The organism is Candidatus Mycalebacterium sp. (assembly GCF_977828045.1).
Map to the genome: position 1 here is coordinate 1 of NZ_CDWCUL010000011.1, position 16,473 is coordinate 16,473.

Annotated in this window: 19 protein-coding genes; 12 read left to right on the forward strand and 7 right to left on the reverse strand. The window is 46.6% G+C overall.

Annotation, left to right across the window (positions count from 1 at the left end):
- Together ACY430_RS03295 and ACY430_RS03300 are read left to right on the forward strand one after the other, a co-directional pair.
- The coding region (locus tag ACY430_RS03295; RefSeq protein WP_462137471.1) for a DALR anticodon-binding domain-containing protein at nucleotides 1–382 on the forward strand (382 nt) is incomplete at its 5' end.
- Between the two features lie 29 nt (nucleotides 383–411).
- Nucleotides 412–942: a hypothetical protein gene (locus ACY430_RS03300; protein WP_462137472.1), complete on the forward strand. Its 531-nt coding sequence runs from the start codon at nucleotides 412–414 to the stop codon at nucleotides 940–942.
- Nucleotides 943–973: 31 nt separating this feature from the next.
- On the opposite strand, the gene rny is transcribed toward ACY430_RS03300, so the two are convergent.
- The 4 genes from rny to ACY430_RS03320 are packed head-to-tail and all read right to left on the reverse strand — an operon-like array spanning nucleotide 974 to nucleotide 3,695.
- Nucleotides 974–2,542 carry a ribonuclease Y gene (gene rny / locus ACY430_RS03305; RefSeq protein WP_462137473.1) on the reverse strand — a complete coding sequence of 523 codons (1,569 nt, stop codon included), beginning with the start codon at nucleotides 2,540–2,542 and terminating at the stop codon, nucleotides 974–976.
- A gap of 4 nt (nucleotides 2,543–2,546) precedes the next feature.
- Nucleotides 2,547–3,170, reverse strand: coding sequence for a 5-formyltetrahydrofolate cyclo-ligase (locus tag ACY430_RS03310; RefSeq protein ID WP_462137582.1), 624 nt, complete (start codon nucleotides 3,168–3,170; stop codon nucleotides 2,547–2,549).
- A complete protein-coding gene (locus ACY430_RS03315; RefSeq protein WP_462137474.1) occupies nucleotides 3,151–3,489 on the reverse strand; it encodes a cell division protein ZapA in 339 nt (112 codons plus the stop codon). The genes ACY430_RS03310 and ACY430_RS03315 overlap by 20 nt, the downstream gene beginning before the upstream one ends.
- 5 nt (nucleotides 3,490–3,494) lie before the next feature.
- Nucleotides 3,495–3,695 carry a hypothetical protein gene (locus tag ACY430_RS03320; protein WP_462137475.1) on the reverse strand — a complete coding sequence of 67 codons (201 nt, stop codon included), beginning with the start codon at nucleotides 3,693–3,695 and terminating at the stop codon, nucleotides 3,495–3,497.
- Nucleotides 3,696–3,761: 66 nt separating this feature from the next.
- On the opposite strand from ACY430_RS03320, the gene prfA reads away from it, so the two are divergent.
- Together prfA and ACY430_RS03330 are read left to right on the forward strand one after the other, a co-directional pair.
- Nucleotides 3,762–4,826: a peptide chain release factor 1 gene (gene prfA, locus ACY430_RS03325; protein ID WP_462137476.1), complete on the forward strand. Its 1,065-nt coding sequence runs from the start codon at nucleotides 3,762–3,764 to the stop codon at nucleotides 4,824–4,826.
- Nucleotide 4,827: 1 nt separating this feature from the next.
- On the forward strand, nucleotides 4,828–5,643 hold the full coding sequence (locus tag ACY430_RS03330; protein WP_462137477.1) for a cytochrome C assembly family protein: 816 nt from the start codon (nucleotides 4,828–4,830) through the stop codon (nucleotides 5,641–5,643).
- 84 nt (nucleotides 5,644–5,727) lie between these two features.
- Here the strand turns inward: ACY430_RS03330 and fabG are convergent, their stop codons facing one another.
- Entirely contained in the window at nucleotides 5,728–6,489 is a 762-nt protein-coding gene (gene fabG, locus ACY430_RS03335) for a 3-oxoacyl-ACP reductase FabG (RefSeq protein ID WP_462137478.1), read from the reverse strand.
- Between the two features lie 161 nt (nucleotides 6,490–6,650).
- Between fabG and ACY430_RS03340 the strand changes: the two genes are divergently transcribed.
- From ACY430_RS03340 to ACY430_RS03375, 8 genes are all read left to right on the forward strand, one after another.
- Nucleotides 6,651–6,887 (forward strand): dodecin family protein, encoded by a 237-nt coding sequence (locus ACY430_RS03340; protein WP_462137479.1) that lies wholly within the window; start codon nucleotides 6,651–6,653, stop codon nucleotides 6,885–6,887.
- A 24-nt stretch (nucleotides 6,888–6,911) separates the two neighbouring features.
- On the forward strand, nucleotides 6,912–7,784 hold the full coding sequence (gene dapF / locus ACY430_RS03345) for a diaminopimelate epimerase (protein ID WP_462137480.1): 873 nt from the start codon (nucleotides 6,912–6,914) through the stop codon (nucleotides 7,782–7,784).
- Nucleotide 7,785: 1 nt separating this feature from the next.
- Nucleotides 7,786–8,961, forward strand: a complete 1,176-nt coding sequence (locus ACY430_RS03350) for an amidohydrolase family protein (RefSeq protein ID WP_462137481.1) — start codon at nucleotides 7,786–7,788, stop codon at nucleotides 8,959–8,961.
- A 75-nt stretch (nucleotides 8,962–9,036) separates the two neighbouring features.
- On the forward strand, nucleotides 9,037–9,717 hold the full coding sequence (locus ACY430_RS03355; protein ID WP_462137482.1) for a Fic family protein: 681 nt from the start codon (nucleotides 9,037–9,039) through the stop codon (nucleotides 9,715–9,717).
- A gap of 273 nt (nucleotides 9,718–9,990) precedes the next feature.
- A complete protein-coding gene (locus ACY430_RS03360; RefSeq protein ID WP_462137583.1) occupies nucleotides 9,991–10,158 on the forward strand; it encodes a fluoride efflux transporter FluC in 168 nt (55 codons plus the stop codon).
- A 33-nt stretch (nucleotides 10,159–10,191) separates the two neighbouring features.
- Nucleotides 10,192–11,163: an adenine-specific methyltransferase EcoRI family protein gene (locus ACY430_RS03365; protein ID WP_462137483.1), complete on the forward strand. Its 972-nt coding sequence runs from the start codon at nucleotides 10,192–10,194 to the stop codon at nucleotides 11,161–11,163.
- 4 nt (nucleotides 11,164–11,167) lie between these two features.
- Nucleotides 11,168–12,250: an HNH endonuclease family protein gene (locus ACY430_RS03370; protein WP_462137484.1), complete on the forward strand. Its 1,083-nt coding sequence runs from the start codon at nucleotides 11,168–11,170 to the stop codon at nucleotides 12,248–12,250.
- Nucleotides 12,202–13,788 carry a tetratricopeptide repeat protein gene (locus ACY430_RS03375; RefSeq protein WP_462137485.1) on the forward strand — a complete coding sequence of 529 codons (1,587 nt, stop codon included), beginning with the start codon at nucleotides 12,202–12,204 and terminating at the stop codon, nucleotides 13,786–13,788. Before ACY430_RS03370 ends, ACY430_RS03375 begins: the two co-directional genes overlap by 49 nt.
- 17 nt (nucleotides 13,789–13,805) lie before the next feature.
- Here ACY430_RS03375 and tyrS read toward each other — a convergent pair whose 3' ends face one another.
- Both tyrS and ACY430_RS03385 read right to left on the reverse strand, forming a co-directional pair.
- Nucleotides 13,806–14,990: a tyrosine--tRNA ligase gene (gene tyrS / locus ACY430_RS03380; protein WP_462137486.1), complete on the reverse strand. Its 1,185-nt coding sequence runs from the start codon at nucleotides 14,988–14,990 to the stop codon at nucleotides 13,806–13,808.
- 1 nt (nucleotide 14,991) lies between these two features.
- Entirely contained in the window at nucleotides 14,992–16,473 is a 1,482-nt protein-coding gene (locus ACY430_RS03385; protein WP_462137487.1) for a glutamate synthase subunit beta, read from the reverse strand.

Here is a 16,473-nt window from a genome sequence, read left to right on the forward strand (position 1 = left end):
GACGCTCGCGGCGCCTTTCAAAAGGGTCGTGAACATTCTTAAAGACGGCACGGACCGAAAGGTCAATCCGAAACTGTTTGAAACTGCGGAAGAAAAAACGCTCTGGAAAGCGGTTGAAAAAATTGAAAAAACCCCCGACAAGGGCGGTTATGAAGCACACCTGAAACTGATAGGGTCTTTGAGCAAACCCGTTGACGCATTTTTTGACAGCGTGATGGTAATGCACTCTGACAAGCGCATACGCAAAAACCGCATCGCTCTGCTGGGGCACGTAAAAGACCTGTTTTTCAAAGTCGGCGACTTGTCAAAGATTGATTCCTCATCAGATAGCACAGCAAAGGATTCGCACGACCGAAAAAACAGCACGACTTCGCTTGGTTGAAGCATGAGCGTAACTGGGGAGGGTGCCAAATGAAATTTTTAAAACGAATATTAGAAAGGGAAATTGATGCAGACGAAATAAATGCAATAAAAGAAGCCGACAAAGCATACTCACAAACATGGCTTAAAAGCGCAGGAGAGGCTTACAAAGATGGTGGCGTCCCCAATCTCAAGAAAACCACACTAAACTCATGGAGAGCAAAAGCAGAAGTGTACAATAGGTGGGGACACAAAAATTTTGCTACTGTTTATGACACGGCAGCTACCGAATATGAGAATTATCTCGAAGCCGAAAACTCGGCGGAGAGCGTTGCGACACAAATGACAGCAATGTCCAAAGGGTATGAAAAGGTAGGGGATAAAAACTCTGCCACAATGTATAAGGTGGTGGCTTATGCTTGTGAAAAAGTCGGAGATGAAATATTTACTACAATGGCTGACGGTTTTACATGGGATTTCTATAGAAAAATGGCGGACAAAGTTGGGGAAATGGGAGACGGTGAAAGTGCAGAAGTATTGAGGGCATATGCCACTGCGCTTGAGAATCACAAACTGCCTTAACTTTCAGTTTTGTACCAATTTTACCGCTCCCTTAAGACGCATACGCGACCGAACGGGTTTCCCTTATCACCGTTACTTTGATTTTTCCGGGATAGGTAACTTCGTCCTGTATTTTTTTCGCTATGTCCCTTGAAAGCGCGTCGCTTTCGTTCTCGCCCAGAGTGCTGTTCTCAACGATAACGCGCAGTTCCCTGCCCGCCTGTATCGCGAAACATTTGCTTACGCCCGTGAACGAATTGCCGATTTCCTCAACCTCCTCAACGCGCTTGATGTATTTCTCGTAACTCTCCTTTCTCGCTCCGGGGCGTGAAGCGGAAATCGTGTCCGCCGCCTGAACAAGAATTGAAAGAACATCCGTAACGCGCGAATCGTGGCTTTGCTCAATGGCTTTTACCACGTTCGGGTCTTCCTTGTATTTACGCGCGAGTTCCGCCCCTATCTCCACATGCGAGCCCTCAACCTCATGGTCAACCGCTTTGCCGATATCGTGAAGAAGCGCGGCACGTTTGGCAAGGTTCTGGTCGTAGCCGATTTCGGCGGCGAGCATACCGCAGAGAAAAGCCACTTCTATTGAGTGGCTCAGCATATTCTGCGCGTAGCTTCTTCTGTATTTCAGCATCCCCACGTGGCGCACAAGTTCGGTGTCCATGTCATGAATTCCAAGGTCAAAAACCGCGCCCTCGCCGGCTTTCTTAATCTCTTCGTTTATCTCCTGCTCAACATCGGAGACAACCTCTTCTATCCTCCCCGGATGCACCCTGCCGTCATCAATAAGCCGTTTGAGCGACACCACGGCAATCTCACGCCTCAAAGAGTTCAGGCTTGTGAGAACAACCGTGTCGGGCGATTCGTCTATGACAAAATCAACCCCCGTGCGCACTTCCAGCGCCCTGATGTTTCTGCCTTCGCGCCCGATAATTTTCCCTTTGATGTTCGGGTCGGGAAGCGTAACGGTTGAGGACGTGTTTTCGGCTGTGTATTTGCCGGCGTATCTGTGAACCGCGAGTGCGATTGCTTTCGTGGCAATCTCTTCGGCTCCCCGCTCGGACTCCTCCTGAATCTCTCTGGCCCTCAGGGAAGCCTCCTTTTTTGCCTCCGTCTCAAGCGCCTCAAGCATCTCGCGCTTTATCTCCTCGGCTGATAAGCCCGAAATCTCTTCAAGACGTTTTGTCAGGTCCGATTTAATCCGGTCAATCTCCGCGTGCCTCTCTTTGAGCGACTGCTCAAGAGAGTCAAGACTCTGCTGCCGGCGGCTCATTTCGGTTTCCTTATCGGCAATTTCCTGCAGTTTTTTGTCGGTGGACTCGCTTTTTCTGCGAATATCCTGCTCAAGAGACGAAAACTCCCTGCGCTTGTCTTTTTCCATCTTCTCAAAACCGCGCCTGTTCTTGCGCGTTACTTCGGAAGACCGCGACTTGGCGCTTTCAACAATCTTGTCCGCGTCCCTTTTCGCTCTCTCAACAATCTGCCTGGCGAGAGCCGACTTTTTTGAAAGATTATCTTTTTCTTTTGAGGAGATAATCAAATGGTGTATGGCAAACCCCGCAACGAAGAAAATAACTCCACTGACAAGAGCCACGATATAAATAGAATCAAACATTTTCTCACCCTTCCTTCCGGACGCGGGATATGCCGCGCTCGGTTATTACAAATCCGACCCGCGCGTCATGCGACTCGGACGGTATTTCAAAATCAACAAACTGAAAGGAATACGCCGCGGCGCACACCTTTTCGGGATTCAAACCGCGTGTGGCGCGGTCGTAAAACCCCTTGCCGTATCCGATTCTTGAACCGGAACGGTCAAAACAGAGACCCGGAACCACGATAAGGTCAATATCGGACGGCGCGGCTTCGCGCGCGGGGTCTTCGGGGGGTTCGGGAATTGAAAAACTGCCGGCGGACAGTTCGCCCGCCGCATCCGACACTTCAAAAAACCGCAAATCCTGCCCGCAAACTCTGGGGAAAAACACCTTTTTCCCGCTCTCGCGCATGACCGGCAGAATGGAAGAAACATCGACTTCGCCGCGCACCGCGCTGTAAAGCGCAACCGCCCGCGCAGACCGGAAAATGTCGCTACGGAAAATCTCCGAAGATATGGCGGAACTGAGTTCGGCAAGTTCTGAAGCGGATTTTTCCGCTCTCAAACGTTCAAAGCGACTTCTTATTTCAGTTTTTGAAAGTCGCGCACTGCGAAACTTTTCAGCTCTCTCACTGTCTCTCTGCTCCATAAGCCATTTTGAGCTTAATGAATTTGGCGATGAGAGAGTCGTCCACAACTTTCTCAATACCGGCAAGTTTTTGTTCACTGTCTTCCCTCAACATAAGCATTTCGTCGGCTATTTGGAGAGCGGCGTAAAAAAACTGCTCGGGCGGGCGGTCGGTAGTTGCGACTTTTTTCTTCAGAACATTTGAAATCTCTTCCGATTTGCTTTCCAGAAGATTGGCGGCTCTTTTAATGCGCTCCTCATTTTCGGGAGCAGTTTTGACAGAATATACCGTGCCAAAAGCCGCGATTTTAACCTTAATCTGTTTGTCTGAATCGTCCACAACAACTAACCTCTAACACTCATATGTGCTTCAACGCGCTCAACAACACCGTCTATCCTGCGCCGTAATTCCCGTCTTTCTTTTTCAAGCCTCTCCACCGTATTTTCCAATTCCCTGACCCTGAAAATAAGACTCTCGTAGTCTTCCACGAACTCATCAGCAAGACTCACACACTTCTGAATTTTCTTTTCAAGATCTGAAATCATAAGCCAACACGGCTATTGTAATGTTTTCTTGAAATTTGTTCAAGTTAATGGGAATCTAATCATACAATGCTGAGCCCCGAAACCCTTCAAACACTTGATAAAACGGAACAGAGGCATGAACGGAACGAAAAACGGCTTTCCGAGCCCGAAATACCGTCCGGAGACATTGTAAAACTCTCAAAAGAGATATCGGAAATTTCGGAAACGGTGGCGCTTTACAGGAGGTATAAGGACATTCGGACGCAGATTGAGGAAAACACGCCGTTGCTTGAAAACTCCGAGTTCGCCGAACTCGCACAGACGGAAATAGAACATCTTGAGCGCGAAAGCGGTGAGTGCGAAAGCAGAATAATGGAGTTGCTCACCCCGAAAGACCCCAATGACGAAAAAAACATCATTCTTGAAATCCGCCCCGGAACCGGCGGTGATGAGGCGGCGCTTTTCGCGTCTGATTTGCTGGAAATGTATTCAAAATTCTGCGAAAAAAACGGCTGGACTCTCACTTTAATATCTTTGAGCGAAACGGAAATAGGCGGAACCAAAGAAGCTATCGCGACTGTTGAAGGGAAAAATGTTTTTGAAAATCTCAAGCATGAGAGCGGTGTTCACAGGGTCCAGCGCGTGCCAACCACCGAAACGGGCGGGAGAATCCACACTTCAACGGCAACTGTTGCGGTTCTCGCCGAGCCGGAAGACGTGGATGTGGAGATTGACGAAAAAGATCTCAAAATTGACACCTACAAGGCGTCCGGTCCCGGAGGGCAGCACGTAAACAAAACCGATTCCGCGGTGCGCATAACCCATCTGCCGACCGGCATAGTGGTTCAGTGCCAGAGCGAAAGGTCGCAACACAAAAACCGCGCGCAAACCATGAGAATGCTGAGGGCGAAACTGTATGAACTGGAAACCGAAAAACAGAAAAATGAGCGGGCGGGCATGAGGAAAAAACAGGTCGGCGGCGGCGAGAGAAGCGAAAAAATCAGAACCTACAACTTTCCGCAGTCAAGGGTAACCGACCACAGAATAGGCTTAACGCTTTCAAATATAGACGTGGTTATGAACGGCGGCATTGAAAAAATTATTTCCGTTTTGAAAAACAGCGATGCCGCAACGGGAAACACAGGACACTGAAATGGAAAACATAACCCCTCAAATTATAATAACCGCGCTTTATTTCGTTTCATCCGCGCTTCTTGTCGCATTTATTGCGGGCGCACGGGCGCGCACGGCGGGGCTCACGGCGGGAATTGCGGGCTTTGCCGTGCAGACCGCTCTGGTCGTTCACCTGTTTTTTTCGGGCGCGCCGCTCGCGGGAGGGCTTGGAAAATCTCTGTTTCTGTTTTCATGGTTCGCGGTGATGGCATTTTTGTTTTTGTCATTGGAGTCCAAAATACGCGCTTCGGCGCTCGGAGCATTTGTCTTCACTCTCGCTTTCATAACAACCACTCCTTCAGTTCTTCCACCCGCCGGATTGGACGCGCCGAGCCCGCTTGTTACGCAGCCGGTTATTCAAACCCACATCGCGCTTATTTTTCTCGGACAGGCGTTTTTCTTTGTCGCGTTTGTTGCGGCGGTTTTGTATCTGTTCAGGGAAAGACGCATAAAAAGAGGCTCCCTCTCCCCGAATAACGACGGCTCATTTCTGCCCATAACGGGGCTGGACAGGGTTCAACACATAAGCCTGATTTACGGTTTTCCGCTCGCGACACTCGGCCTTGCGGTGGGATTTTTCTCGGCAAGTCAGATGGGCGCGGACTGGTCATGGGGCAAAAAAGAGACTCTTTCGATTGTAACATGGCTCATATACGCCGTTCTTATAAACGGCAGATTTGCCTACGGGTGGAAGGGAAGAAAATCGTCTTTTGGCGCGATAGCGGGATTTATCGCGGTCATCGCGGTATTTTTTGCGAGCTATTACATTATCCCCGGCTCGCATACCTTCGGCTGAAAAACAGGCAAAACAAACGGCTCAAAAAAAAGGCGCGGGAAAATCTCCGCGCCTTTTTGGTTTTTTTCCGGAGGAAAACCCCCTCTATATGTAGTGTCCGCCGTTGATGCGCAGGGTCGTCCCCGTAATCCAGTTTCCGGACTCCGAACACAGATAGACAACTGCGAGAGCCACTTCCTCGGCGGAACCGAATCTGCCAAGCGGTATGTCTTTGAGAATTGTCTTTCTTATGTCTTCGGGAACGCTCATGAGCATGTCGGTTTCAATAAAACCGGGAGCCACGGCGTTTACTCTGACTTTATTTCTGGAAAGTTCGCGCGCCATGCTTTTTGTAAAACCGGTTATTCCGGCTTTTGTTGACGCGTAGTTCGCCTGCCCGATGTTTCCCATTTCCCCGATTATTGAAGAGATGGAAACTATTGAGCCGCCGTCCTCGTTCGCGAGAATCGGGTCAAGCACGGATTTTGTGCAGTTGAAAACGCTTGAAAGGTTTGTCTGAATAACCTCGTTCCACTGCTCAACCGTCATTCTTTTGAGCATTCTGTCTCTGTTGACTCCGGCGTTGTTAATCAGAATGTTAACTTTGCCGAAATGGTTGACGGCCGCTTTGCCGATCATCTGAGCCTGATCGTAATTGCCCACATCGGCGCGCACGGTTACGCATTTTCTTCCGAGCGATTCAATTTCTTTTTTAACCGCGTCCGCGGCTTTGTCGTTTCTTGCATAGTTAAGCAGTATGTCCGCTCCGGCTTCCGCAAGAGCAAGCGATATCGCTTTTCCTATTCCTCTTGAGCCGCCCGTAACAACGGCGACCTGACCTTTAAGGTCGTGCATTTTTTCAAGCATGTTTTTATCCCTCCTCACCTTTGTAGTTGGCGAAGGCAATAATCTATTTACGGATACGATTTTGTCAAATCGGAACCCCTGTTAATTCCGTCAAAATTGAAAGCGCGGGAATTTATTGTATATTTTTTACCGGCTTATTTTTGAGCCAAGGAGAAACAATTATGTCACAGGAAAGAGGAAATCCCAGAGCGGTGGCAAGAAAAACTGAAGTCATCGGTTCTTCAAATATTTCGTGGGACGACGCGATTCAGTCCGCCCTTGAAAGAGCCAACAAAAGCCTGAGGGGTTTAATAGGAATTGAAGTCGTTAAACAAAACGCCCGAATTGAAAAAGGCAGAATAGCCGAATACCGGGTTCACATCATAATAACGTTTATGCTGGAAGACGCAAAAGAATAATCGCCGGAAAAAGGCTCCGGCATTATGAACAATTTTGTAAAATCTCACGGGCTCGGAAATGACTACATAGTTTTAGAGGAAAAATCCCTCTCCTTTAAACTCACGCCCGAAGCCGCGCGTCTTTTGTGCGACCGAAATCTCGGAATCGGCTCGGACGGAATTTTGCTTCTTGTTGAGTCCGAAAAATCCGATTTCGGATTAAAGATTTTCAACCCCGACGGCGGCGAAGCCGAAAAAAGTGGAAACGGCTTGCGCATATTCGCGAAATTCCTCCGCGATTACGAACACACAAATTCCGACAGTTTTTCCGTGGAAACTCCGGGCGGAATTGTCAGGGTGGAAATTCAATCGGAAAACGGCGCGGTTTCTTTTATCACGGTGGATATGGGGAAAGCCGTTTTTGACGCCGGAAAAATTCCCGTGGGCGGCGGTTTTTCTGGAGAGGTTGTTGGTGAAAAAATAGAAGCGGGCGGAAAACGGTTTGAATTCACCGCGGTGTCGGTCGGAAATCCGCACTGCGTTATTTTCACTCCAAACCCCTCGGAAACGGAAACCAAAGAGTTCGGTCCCGCGCTTGAAAACCATGAATTTTTTCCGAACAGAACAAATGTGCAATTCGCGCGCGCGGCGGAAAAAAACCGCCTTGAGATTTTTATATGGGAGCGCGGCGCGGGATACACTCTCGCATCCGGTTCAAGTTCATGCGCGGCGGCGGCGGCGGCGGTGAAAAACGGACTTTGCGAAAACTCTCTCACGGTTTCAATGCCCGGCGGAACGCTTAAAATTGAGGTCGGGGCTGATTTTGAAATACGGATGACCGGACCCGCCGAAGAGGTGGCATCCGGCAGTTTAAGCGCCGGTATTTTGCGCAAACTCTCCGCGCGGCAAGCGGAATGAAATGAACGGCACAATCTTCGTCTGCTCAAAGATTGTCCCCGTTTCGCATGAACCGGTAAAAAACGGCGCGGTCGCGGTAAGCGGCGAAAAAATAAAAGCGGTGGGCGGCGCGGAGGAAATAAAAAAAAGTTTTCCGGATTTCTCCGTCCGCGATCTCGGACGCGGCATTGTTCTCCCCGGATTTATAAACTGCCATACGCATCTTGAACTGGGCTGGCTCAAGCCCGAAAAAAAATTCAAAAGTTTCACCGCATGGCTCAAACACATAATTGACGGAAAATCGTCCGGGGCGGGCGCGGAACAAATAGAGCGTTCCGTAAAAGACGGCATTAAATCTCTAATAAAAAGCGGCGTAACAACGGTCGGTGAAATATCATCCTACGGAAACGACAGGAACATATTAAAAAACAGCCCGCTAAGAACGGTTCTTTTTCGTGAGATCATGGACGGCAGACCGGACACGGGCGGACAGCCGGAACAGTCCGCGAGATTTGAGGAGCGGTTTTTCCCTCACGCGCCGTATTCGTGCTCGCCCGAACTGATTGAAAAAGTTTTCAAAATATCGGCGCAAAGCGGCACGCCAACCGGAATTCATCTTGCGGAAAGCCCCGAAGAAACCGCTTTTGTAAAAGGCGAAAAAAACGGATTGGAAGAAAAAATATATCCCCTCATCGGAAAAACGCCGATGAAGCGGCACAAAGCAAAAACGCCGTTTCAATATTTGCGCGCAATCCAAAGCGGCGGCGCGAAAATTACGGGGATTCACATGGCGCATATTAAAAAAAACGAAATAAAACAAATACGCGAAATGGACATGGGCGTTGTTCTGTGTCCGAGAAGCAACGAGTTTCTCGGCACGGGAACGGCGCCGGTTTTGGAATACGCGGAAATGAAAAGAGTCGGTCTCGGCACGGACGGGCTTTCAAGCAACACAACGTTGAATTTTTTTGACGAAATAAAAGCGCTTTACCAACTCCTGCTTCCGCTCGGAGAAAAAACCGCCGCCGAAAAAGCCGTTCGCATCGCCACACTCGGCGGAGCCGAAGCGCTTTTTCTTGAAGACAGAGTCGGGAGCATTGAAACCGGAAAAGACGCGGATTTAATCTTCATTGAGGGCAAAGGAACGGAAAATCCGTATTTGGAGATTGTGGAAGCGGACGGAGCGGAGATTTTATAATTCACACTTTTTTGACATTTTAGCGTGAATACAACCCGTTGAGAGGGGCAATTCACGCTTTTTTGACATTTTAGCGTGAATTTGTATAATAGAGATGTGGCAACACCAAAATCTTTCAGAGACAAAATCCAGTCATTACGCGATGAATACATTTCCCTGAAACCCGGCGGGGAGTCTCTTTTAACTCTTATTGACGAGGCGGAAACACCTGAGAACATCTACAACTCAAACGCGATAGAGAACTCCACTTTGACGCTTGGCGAAACGGAGAAGATTTTGTTGGGAATGGAGATTTCCCGCAATGTTTCGGCGCGTGAGATTTTTGAGGCGAAAAATCTGGAGCGTGTAATTGCGTATAAGCGCGAAAAAGTTTCAAAAACTCCTTTGAGCGAAGAATTAATACTTTTTATGCACAATATGCTAATGAGCGGAATTGACGATTCCATAGCGGGTCGTTTCCGGCAAAAAGGCGAGTTTGTGCGGGTCGGCTATCACATAGCGCCGGGACCCGAACACATTAAAGAGATGACAGGCGAAATTCTGTTTTCTCACTCAAACGACATGGACGGTTATTTTTTGGACAAGATAGCGAAATTTCATTTGGATTTTGAAACCGTTCATCCGTTTTGTGACGGCAACGGACGCATCGGTCGGGTAATTATCAATTTTCAGTTATTGGAGTTGGGATTTCCGCGAATAATAATTCGCAATAAGGAAAAGCAGAAATATTACCGCGCATTTGATGAATATCCGTGAAAACAAAAAAACAAAAACCATGGAAAGCATTTTGTTTCTTGCTTTGGTTGAATCGCTGCACAAGCGGATAACTCATTTAAGGGGAGAGAAAATAGTCCGCTTGTCTGATTACATAAAGAAAAACAAACTGTCGGGACCGGCGATTACAAATGCCGCCCGCCGTCAAACCATTCCGGCTTTCCGCGAAAAGGGCGTCTGGAAGATTGGGGACGGGTATGAGCATAGAGTTCAAAAGGGTAAAGGAAGAAAGGGGGTAAATCGGAAACATTGAAATTGACCGGACTGCTCGGCGGATTTACAACCTTTTCCGCGTTTTCGCTTGAAACGCTCAGACTCATACAGAACGGGAGTTTAGGCAAAGCGGGGTTGAATATTGTTTTGTCCGTTTCCTTGTGCTTGATTGCTTGTTTTGCGGGGATGTGGACGGGAAGGAGTTTTTGATTTAGGATTAATGGAATAGCTGAGAAAACAGAAATGAAAAACACTAGCAACAGCAACTTACATAAGGCAAACAGAGCAAAAAAAGATGAGTTTTATACGCAACTTCCTGACATAGAAAGAGAGCTAAACCACTACGAAGGACATTTGAAGAATAAGGTTGTTTATTGTAATTGCGACGATCCCCGCGTCAGTAATTTCTTTCATTATCTTTCTTACAACTTTGAAAAGATGGGTCTTAAGAAACTAATTACTACCTGCTATAAAAATCAAAACGCAAATTTATTCAGTCAAAACGATTCCGAAAAAGCTATTTACCTGGAATATCAAGGAGATAAAAACGGAAACAAGATTCCAGACCCCGAAGAAATTGGAATCAAACCTTTAAAAGGCGATGGGGATTTCAGAAGCAAAGAAAGTATAGATCTTTTGAAACAATCTGATGTTGTTGTTACCAATCCGCCCTTTTCTTTGTTTAGGGAGTATGTTGCACAGATCGTGGAACAAGGGAAAAAATTTGTGATCATTGGCAATCTAAATGCAATCACTTATAAAGAAATTTTCAAATTAATCAAAGAAAACAAGATATGGCTTGGACACAGTATTCATAGTGGAGATAGAGAGTTTGGAGTTCCTGATGATTATCCACTAAAAGCTGCGGGTTATAGAATTGATGATAAAGGAAAAAAATATATTAGAGTTAAAGGGGTTCGCTGGTATACAAATTTAGATTATGATGAACGGCACGAAGATTTGATACTATACAAGAGGTATAACCCAGACGAATATCCTAAATATGACAACTACGATGCTATCAATGTTGATAGAGTAGCAAATATTCCTATGGATTATGAAGGTGTTATAGGGGTGCCAATTACCTTTATGGATAAATACAATCCAGACCAGTTTGAGATAGTAAAATTTAGAAAAGGTGATGATGATAAAGATTTATCAATAAACGGAAAATGTCCATATTTTAGAATTTTAATACAGAAAAAGGGAAATTAAGCATATGAAAATAGAACTCACAGAAATCACTATCCGTGAATTGTCAGAAGGCTATCAAGATAACGCCGAAGATGGCGTTGTCGGTTATGGTGGTAAACTGGATATTCGCCCGCCTTACCAGCGAGAGTTTATTTATAAGGACAAACAACGAGATGCGGTTATTGACACCATAACAAAAGATTTCCCGCTCAATGTAATGTATTGGGCAGTCCGTAAAGATGGGGATTTTGAAATCATTGATGGACAACAAAGGACAATATCCATTTGCCAATATGTAAAGGGCGTTTTTTCCTATGAAGGACTATATTTCGACAACTTACAAGACGATAAACAACAGCAAATCCGCGACTACAAACTGATGGTCTATCTATGTAGCGGAACAGACAGTGAAAAACTGGAATGGTTCAAAACAATAAATATTGCCGGCGAAGAACTCACCAATCAAGAACTGCGAAACGCCGTCTATTCTGGTTCGTGGGTTTCAGATGCCAAGAGATATTTTAGCAAAAATGGTTGCGCTGCTTATGGACTTGGTAGCGATTATTTGAAAGGTGTAGCAATCCGTCAGGAATATTTGGAAACTGCCATAAAATGGATAAGCAAGGATGATATAGAGGAATATATGGGAACTCACCAGCACGACAAAGATGCAGTTGAGTTGTGGAAATACTTTCAAAGTGTGATTAACTGGGTAAAAGCAGTTTTCCCAAACTATCGCAAAGAAATGAAGGGTGTAGAATGGGGCTTTTTACACAATGAATTTCAAAGTCAAAAGTTTGATTCGGTCAAGTTTGAAAATGAGATTTTAACACTAATGCAAGATGAAGATGTAACAAACAAAAAAGGGATATACGAATATGTTTTAACCCGTAAAGAGAAACATCTAAATATCCGTACTTTTAACGATAACCAAAAGAGAGAAGCATACGAAAGGCAAAAAGGAATTTGTGCAAAATGCGGAGAACATTTTGAATTAAATGAAATGGAAGCAGATCACATAACACCCTGGCACGAAGGCGGAAAAACAACACCAGAAAATTGCCAAATGTTATGCAAAGAAGACAACAGAACAAAATCGGGAAAATAAAAATACCACAAAACGCTCAAGATTTTATAGTTGGTCTTTACGAAGAATTTAGCGAAGGCAATTTTATATTCAGGGGCAATTCAGAAATTTTTAGTGAAAACGATGATCACATCAATTCATCGCTTTGTAGATGGGTAAAAAAGAAAAAAGCAATCAATAAATACCACAAACCACCGGCGATAGAAGAGGAGATAGTAAAAAAAGCAAAAAGACTCTTTCCCGACAAAACTAGCAACATAGAGATTTTAACCGACATAAGACATTATGGTGGCAAGGTCAATTTGATTGACTTCACCCGCGATTTACATATTGCGCTCTTTTTCGCCTGTACCGGCGACAAGTTTGACAAAGATGGAGAGATAATCGCTTTAAATACAAACACCCTTGAACAGTTAACGGAAATCAATTATAAGAAATTGAGCGCAAAATTAAACGGCAAAGTGGGAATAATAGAACCCGCCCAAACACAAGCAAGCAAAACAAGGGTTGTAGCACAAAAAAGCGTATTTGCCTATACCGAGGACGAATATATAAAAGAATTTCAATCTAAGAAAATTCCTCACGATTTGAAAGATGATATTTTGAATCATATTAAAAAATTCAATAATATCAGCCATGATACCGTTTATAACGACTTAATAGGTTTTATACAAAACGAAGCCAACTACGATACAGCGATGGGGCTATTTTATCAGGGCAACGCAAAGTTTGCATCAGGCAATCACCCGGGAGCAACTCTGGATTATAGCAAAGCAATAGAAATTAACCCGCAATTTGCTCCGGCATACAACAATCGTGGAAATTCAAAGTCTGCATTAGGCGATCACCCGGGAGCGATTCTGGATTATGACAAAGCAATAGAAATCAACCCGCAAGATGCTCCGGCATACAATAATCGTGGAAGTGCAAAGTCAGAATTAAGCAATCACCGGAAAGCGATTCTGGATTATGACAAAGCAATAGAAATTAACCCGCAATTTACTCCGACATACTATAATCGTGGAAATGCAAAGGTTGCATTAGGCAATCACCGAGAAGCAATTCTGGATTATGACAAAGCAATAGAAATCAACCCTCAATATGCCAAGGCATACTATAATCGTGGAAATGCAAAGTTTGCATTAAAAGATTACCATGGAGCGATTCAGGATTATGACAAAGCAATAGAAATCAACCCTCAATTTGCCGAGGCATACAATAATCGTGGAAGTGCAAAGGTTGCATTAGGCAAGTACTCGGAAGCGATTCAGGATTATGACAAAGCAATAGAAATCAACCCTCAATTTGCCGAGGCATACAATAATCGTGGAAGTGTAAAGGTTGCATTAGGCAATCACCCGGGAGCGATTCTGGATTATGACAAAGCAATAGAAATCAACCCGCAAGATGCCAAGGCATACTACAGTCGTGGAGATACAAAGGATTCATTAAAAGATTACCAGGGAGCAATCAATGACTACACAAAAGCGGGGGAGTTAGAGAAAAACTTGGCAAGCATGGTTGCAAAAGCAATAGACAAAGCTAAAAAATTCCTTTGAAAAAGATGGGCGGTTAATTACCCCACCCTAACCCTAAAAAACTCCCTCTTCCCAATCTTAACCTCAAAATCCTTCCCTTCCGGCAATTCCGCCCCTACATCCGTATATTTCTCCCCATTTATTGTAAGTCCGCCTTGTGTAATAAGCCGTTTCGCTTCCGCTCTGCTTTTGAGCGAATTTGAAACCTCAACGGCAAAATCAAGAACAGTCTTTACTTCCTTGCGCGAAACCGTTTTTTTCTTTGCATCCGCCGGAAACTCCCTTTTTGAAAACTTTCCGGCAAACGTGTTCATTGCTTTTTTCGCTTTCTTTTCATCGCCCAGCCATGCGGTTATTTCAAACGCGAGCGCTTTTTTCGCGTCCATCGGGTGCGCTTTTTTGAGTTTTTTAATCTCCGCCGGGGTTTTCGCGCTCAGCAGTTCGTAATATCTCCACATTAAATTGTCGGAAACCGACATAACTTTGGCGAAAACATCTTCGGGCGTGTCTTTCACGGCTATGTAGTTGCCGAGCGATTTTGACATCTTTTGAACGCCGTCAAGCCCTTCAAGAATGGGAAGAAACAAAGTCGCCTGCTGTGGCTGTCCGGAACGCTTTTGAACCTCTCTGCCGAGCAACAGGTTGAAAGTCTGGTCGGTTCCGCCTATTTCCACATCGGCGGAGAGCGCGACCGAATCGTATGCCTGAATGAGCGGATACAGGAACTCTTTTACCGAAATCGGCGCGCCCGATTTGTAGCGGGTTTTGAAATCGTCCCTTTCAAGCAGATTGGCGACATTCGCCATCGCCGCGAGACGCAAAATGTCCGCAGAATTCATTTTCGCGTGCCATTGGGAATTAAAACGCACTTCGGTGCGCTTTTTATCCAGAATTGGAAAAACCTGCCCTTCGTATGTTTTGGCGTTTTTCTTTATCTCCGCAGGGGAAAGCAACGGGCGTTCGTCCGCTCTTCCGCTCGGGTCGCCGATTTGCGCCGTAAAATCGCCAATGAGGAAAATAACCGTGTGCCCCAAATCCTGAAAATCGCGCAGTTTGCGCAACAGAACACAGTGCCCCAGATGCAGGTCGGGCGCGGTCGGGTCAAAACCGGCTTTAACGCGAAGCGGTTTTCCCTTTTTCAATTTTTCAAGAAGTTCGGAGTCCGAAACAAGCCCGTCCGCTCCCTTTTTGATAATCTCCAGTTGCTGTTTAGGGTCTTTCATATCAGGGAAGTTCCGTTGAACCCATAAGAAAACGGTCGCACTCTCTGGCGGCTTCGCGCCCTTCGTTTATCGCCCAGACCACAAGGCTCTGCCCCCTTCTCGCGTCTCCGGCGGCAAAAACCTTTTCAACGTTTGTGCGGTAGTCGCCGTATTCGGCTTTTATGTTTGAACGCTCGTCCGCGGCAAGCCCCATCTTATCAATAATGTGCTGTTCGGGACCCAGAAATCCCAAAGCCAGAAAAACAAGTTGCGCGGGCCAGAACTGCTCCGTGCCGGGTTGCTCCTCAATGGACATATTGCCGTCATTGTTTTTCCACTCAATCCGCACGGTGGTAAGCCCCTTCACTTTTCCGTTTTCGTCTTTCTCAATGCTTTTGGTGAGAACCCGGTATTTGCGCGGGTCTTCACCGAAAACCGCCATCGCCTCCTCCTGACCGTAATCAAGTTTGTAAACGCGGGGCCACTGGGGCCACGGATTGCTGTTCTCTCTGCCTTCGGGCGGCTTGGGAAGAATTTCAAACTGTAAAAGACTTTTGCACCCGTGCCTCATGACCGTTGCCACGCAGTCCGTTCCCGTGTCTCCGCCGCCGAGAACAATCACATCAGTATCCTTCGCCGAAATCGCGCCCGTTTTTTTGAAGTTTGAATCAAGCAGTTTTTTCGTGTTCTCACGCAGGAACTCCATGGCGAAATGGACTCCTTGCGCGTCCCTGCCGGGAACCTCAAGGTCGCGTGCCTGAGTCGCTCCGCAACACAGAACAACCGCATCGTTTGATTTCAAAAGTTTATCGGGAGCGATGTCCTTTCCGACCTCGGAGTTCACGACAAACTCAATGCCCTCCCGTCTTAAAATCTCAACCCTTCTCTCAACAACCGCTTTGTCAAGATGCGGATTTGGAATGCCATACATCAAAAGCCCGCCAATCCGGTCGTCCCTCTCATGGACGACAACAGTGTGCCCCGCGCGGTTGAGCTGTGCCGCGCACGCAAGCCCCGCGGGACCGGAACCCACAACGGCAACCTTTTTGCCGGTTCTCTTTTCGGGCGGAACGGGAACTATCCAGCCCTTTTCAAACCCCTTGTCCACAATGGCGCACTCTATGGATTTAATTGTTACGGGCGGCTCGTTTATGCCCAGAACGCACGAGCCCTCGCACGGCGCGGGGCAAATCCTTCCGGTGAATTCGGGAAAGTTGTTGGTTTTGTGCAACCGGTCAAGCGCTTCGCGCCAGCGGTTTCTGTAAATAAGATCGTTCCATTCGGGAATAAGGTTGTGAACCGGGCATCCGGTGGCCATTCCGGCGAGCATGTCGCCCGTCTGGCAGAACGGAACTCCGCAGTCCATGCATCTCGCGCCCTGAACGCCGAGGTCTTTTTCGGGGAGATGCCCGTGAAACTCTTTCCAGTCCGCGACTCTTTTTGACGGGTCGCGGTCTTTGCCGAGCCGCCTGTCGTGGCGCATAAATCCGGTTGGGTTGCCCAT

Coding starts and splice junctions, on each gene's coding strand:
- tyrS (WP_462137486.1), bottom strand. CDS start 14,990: ATGAAAGACCCTAAACAGCAACTGGAGATTATCAAAAAGGGAGCGGAC.
- fabG (WP_462137478.1), bottom strand. CDS start 6,489: ATGCTTGAAAAAATGCACGACCTTAAAGGTCAGGTCGCCGTTGTTACG.
- ACY430_RS03350 (WP_462137481.1), top strand. CDS start 7,786: ATGAACGGCACAATCTTCGTCTGCTCAAAGATTGTCCCCGTTTCGCAT.
- ACY430_RS03320 (WP_462137475.1), bottom strand. CDS start 3,695: ATGATTTCAGATCTTGAAAAGAAAATTCAGAAGTGTGTGAGTCTTGCT.
- prfA (WP_462137476.1), top strand. CDS start 3,762: ATGCTGAGCCCCGAAACCCTTCAAACACTTGATAAAACGGAACAGAGG.
- ACY430_RS03365 (WP_462137483.1), top strand. CDS start 10,192: ATGAAAAACACTAGCAACAGCAACTTACATAAGGCAAACAGAGCAAAA.
- ACY430_RS03330 (WP_462137477.1), top strand. CDS start 4,828: ATGGAAAACATAACCCCTCAAATTATAATAACCGCGCTTTATTTCGTT.
- ACY430_RS03300 (WP_462137472.1), top strand. CDS start 412: ATGAAATTTTTAAAACGAATATTAGAAAGGGAAATTGATGCAGACGAA.
- dapF (WP_462137480.1), top strand. CDS start 6,912: ATGAACAATTTTGTAAAATCTCACGGGCTCGGAAATGACTACATAGTT.
- ACY430_RS03370 (WP_462137484.1), top strand. CDS start 11,168: ATGAAAATAGAACTCACAGAAATCACTATCCGTGAATTGTCAGAAGGC.
- rny (WP_462137473.1), bottom strand. CDS start 2,542: ATGTTTGATTCTATTTATATCGTGGCTCTTGTCAGTGGAGTTATTTTC.
- ACY430_RS03340 (WP_462137479.1), top strand. CDS start 6,651: ATGTCACAGGAAAGAGGAAATCCCAGAGCGGTGGCAAGAAAAACTGAA.
- ACY430_RS03385 (WP_462137487.1), bottom strand. CDS start 16,473: ATGGGCAACCCAACCGGATTTATGCGCCACGACAGGCGGCTCGGCAAA.
- ACY430_RS03310 (WP_462137582.1), bottom strand. CDS start 3,170: ATGGAGCAGAGAGACAGTGAGAGAGCTGAAAAGTTTCGCAGTGCGCGA.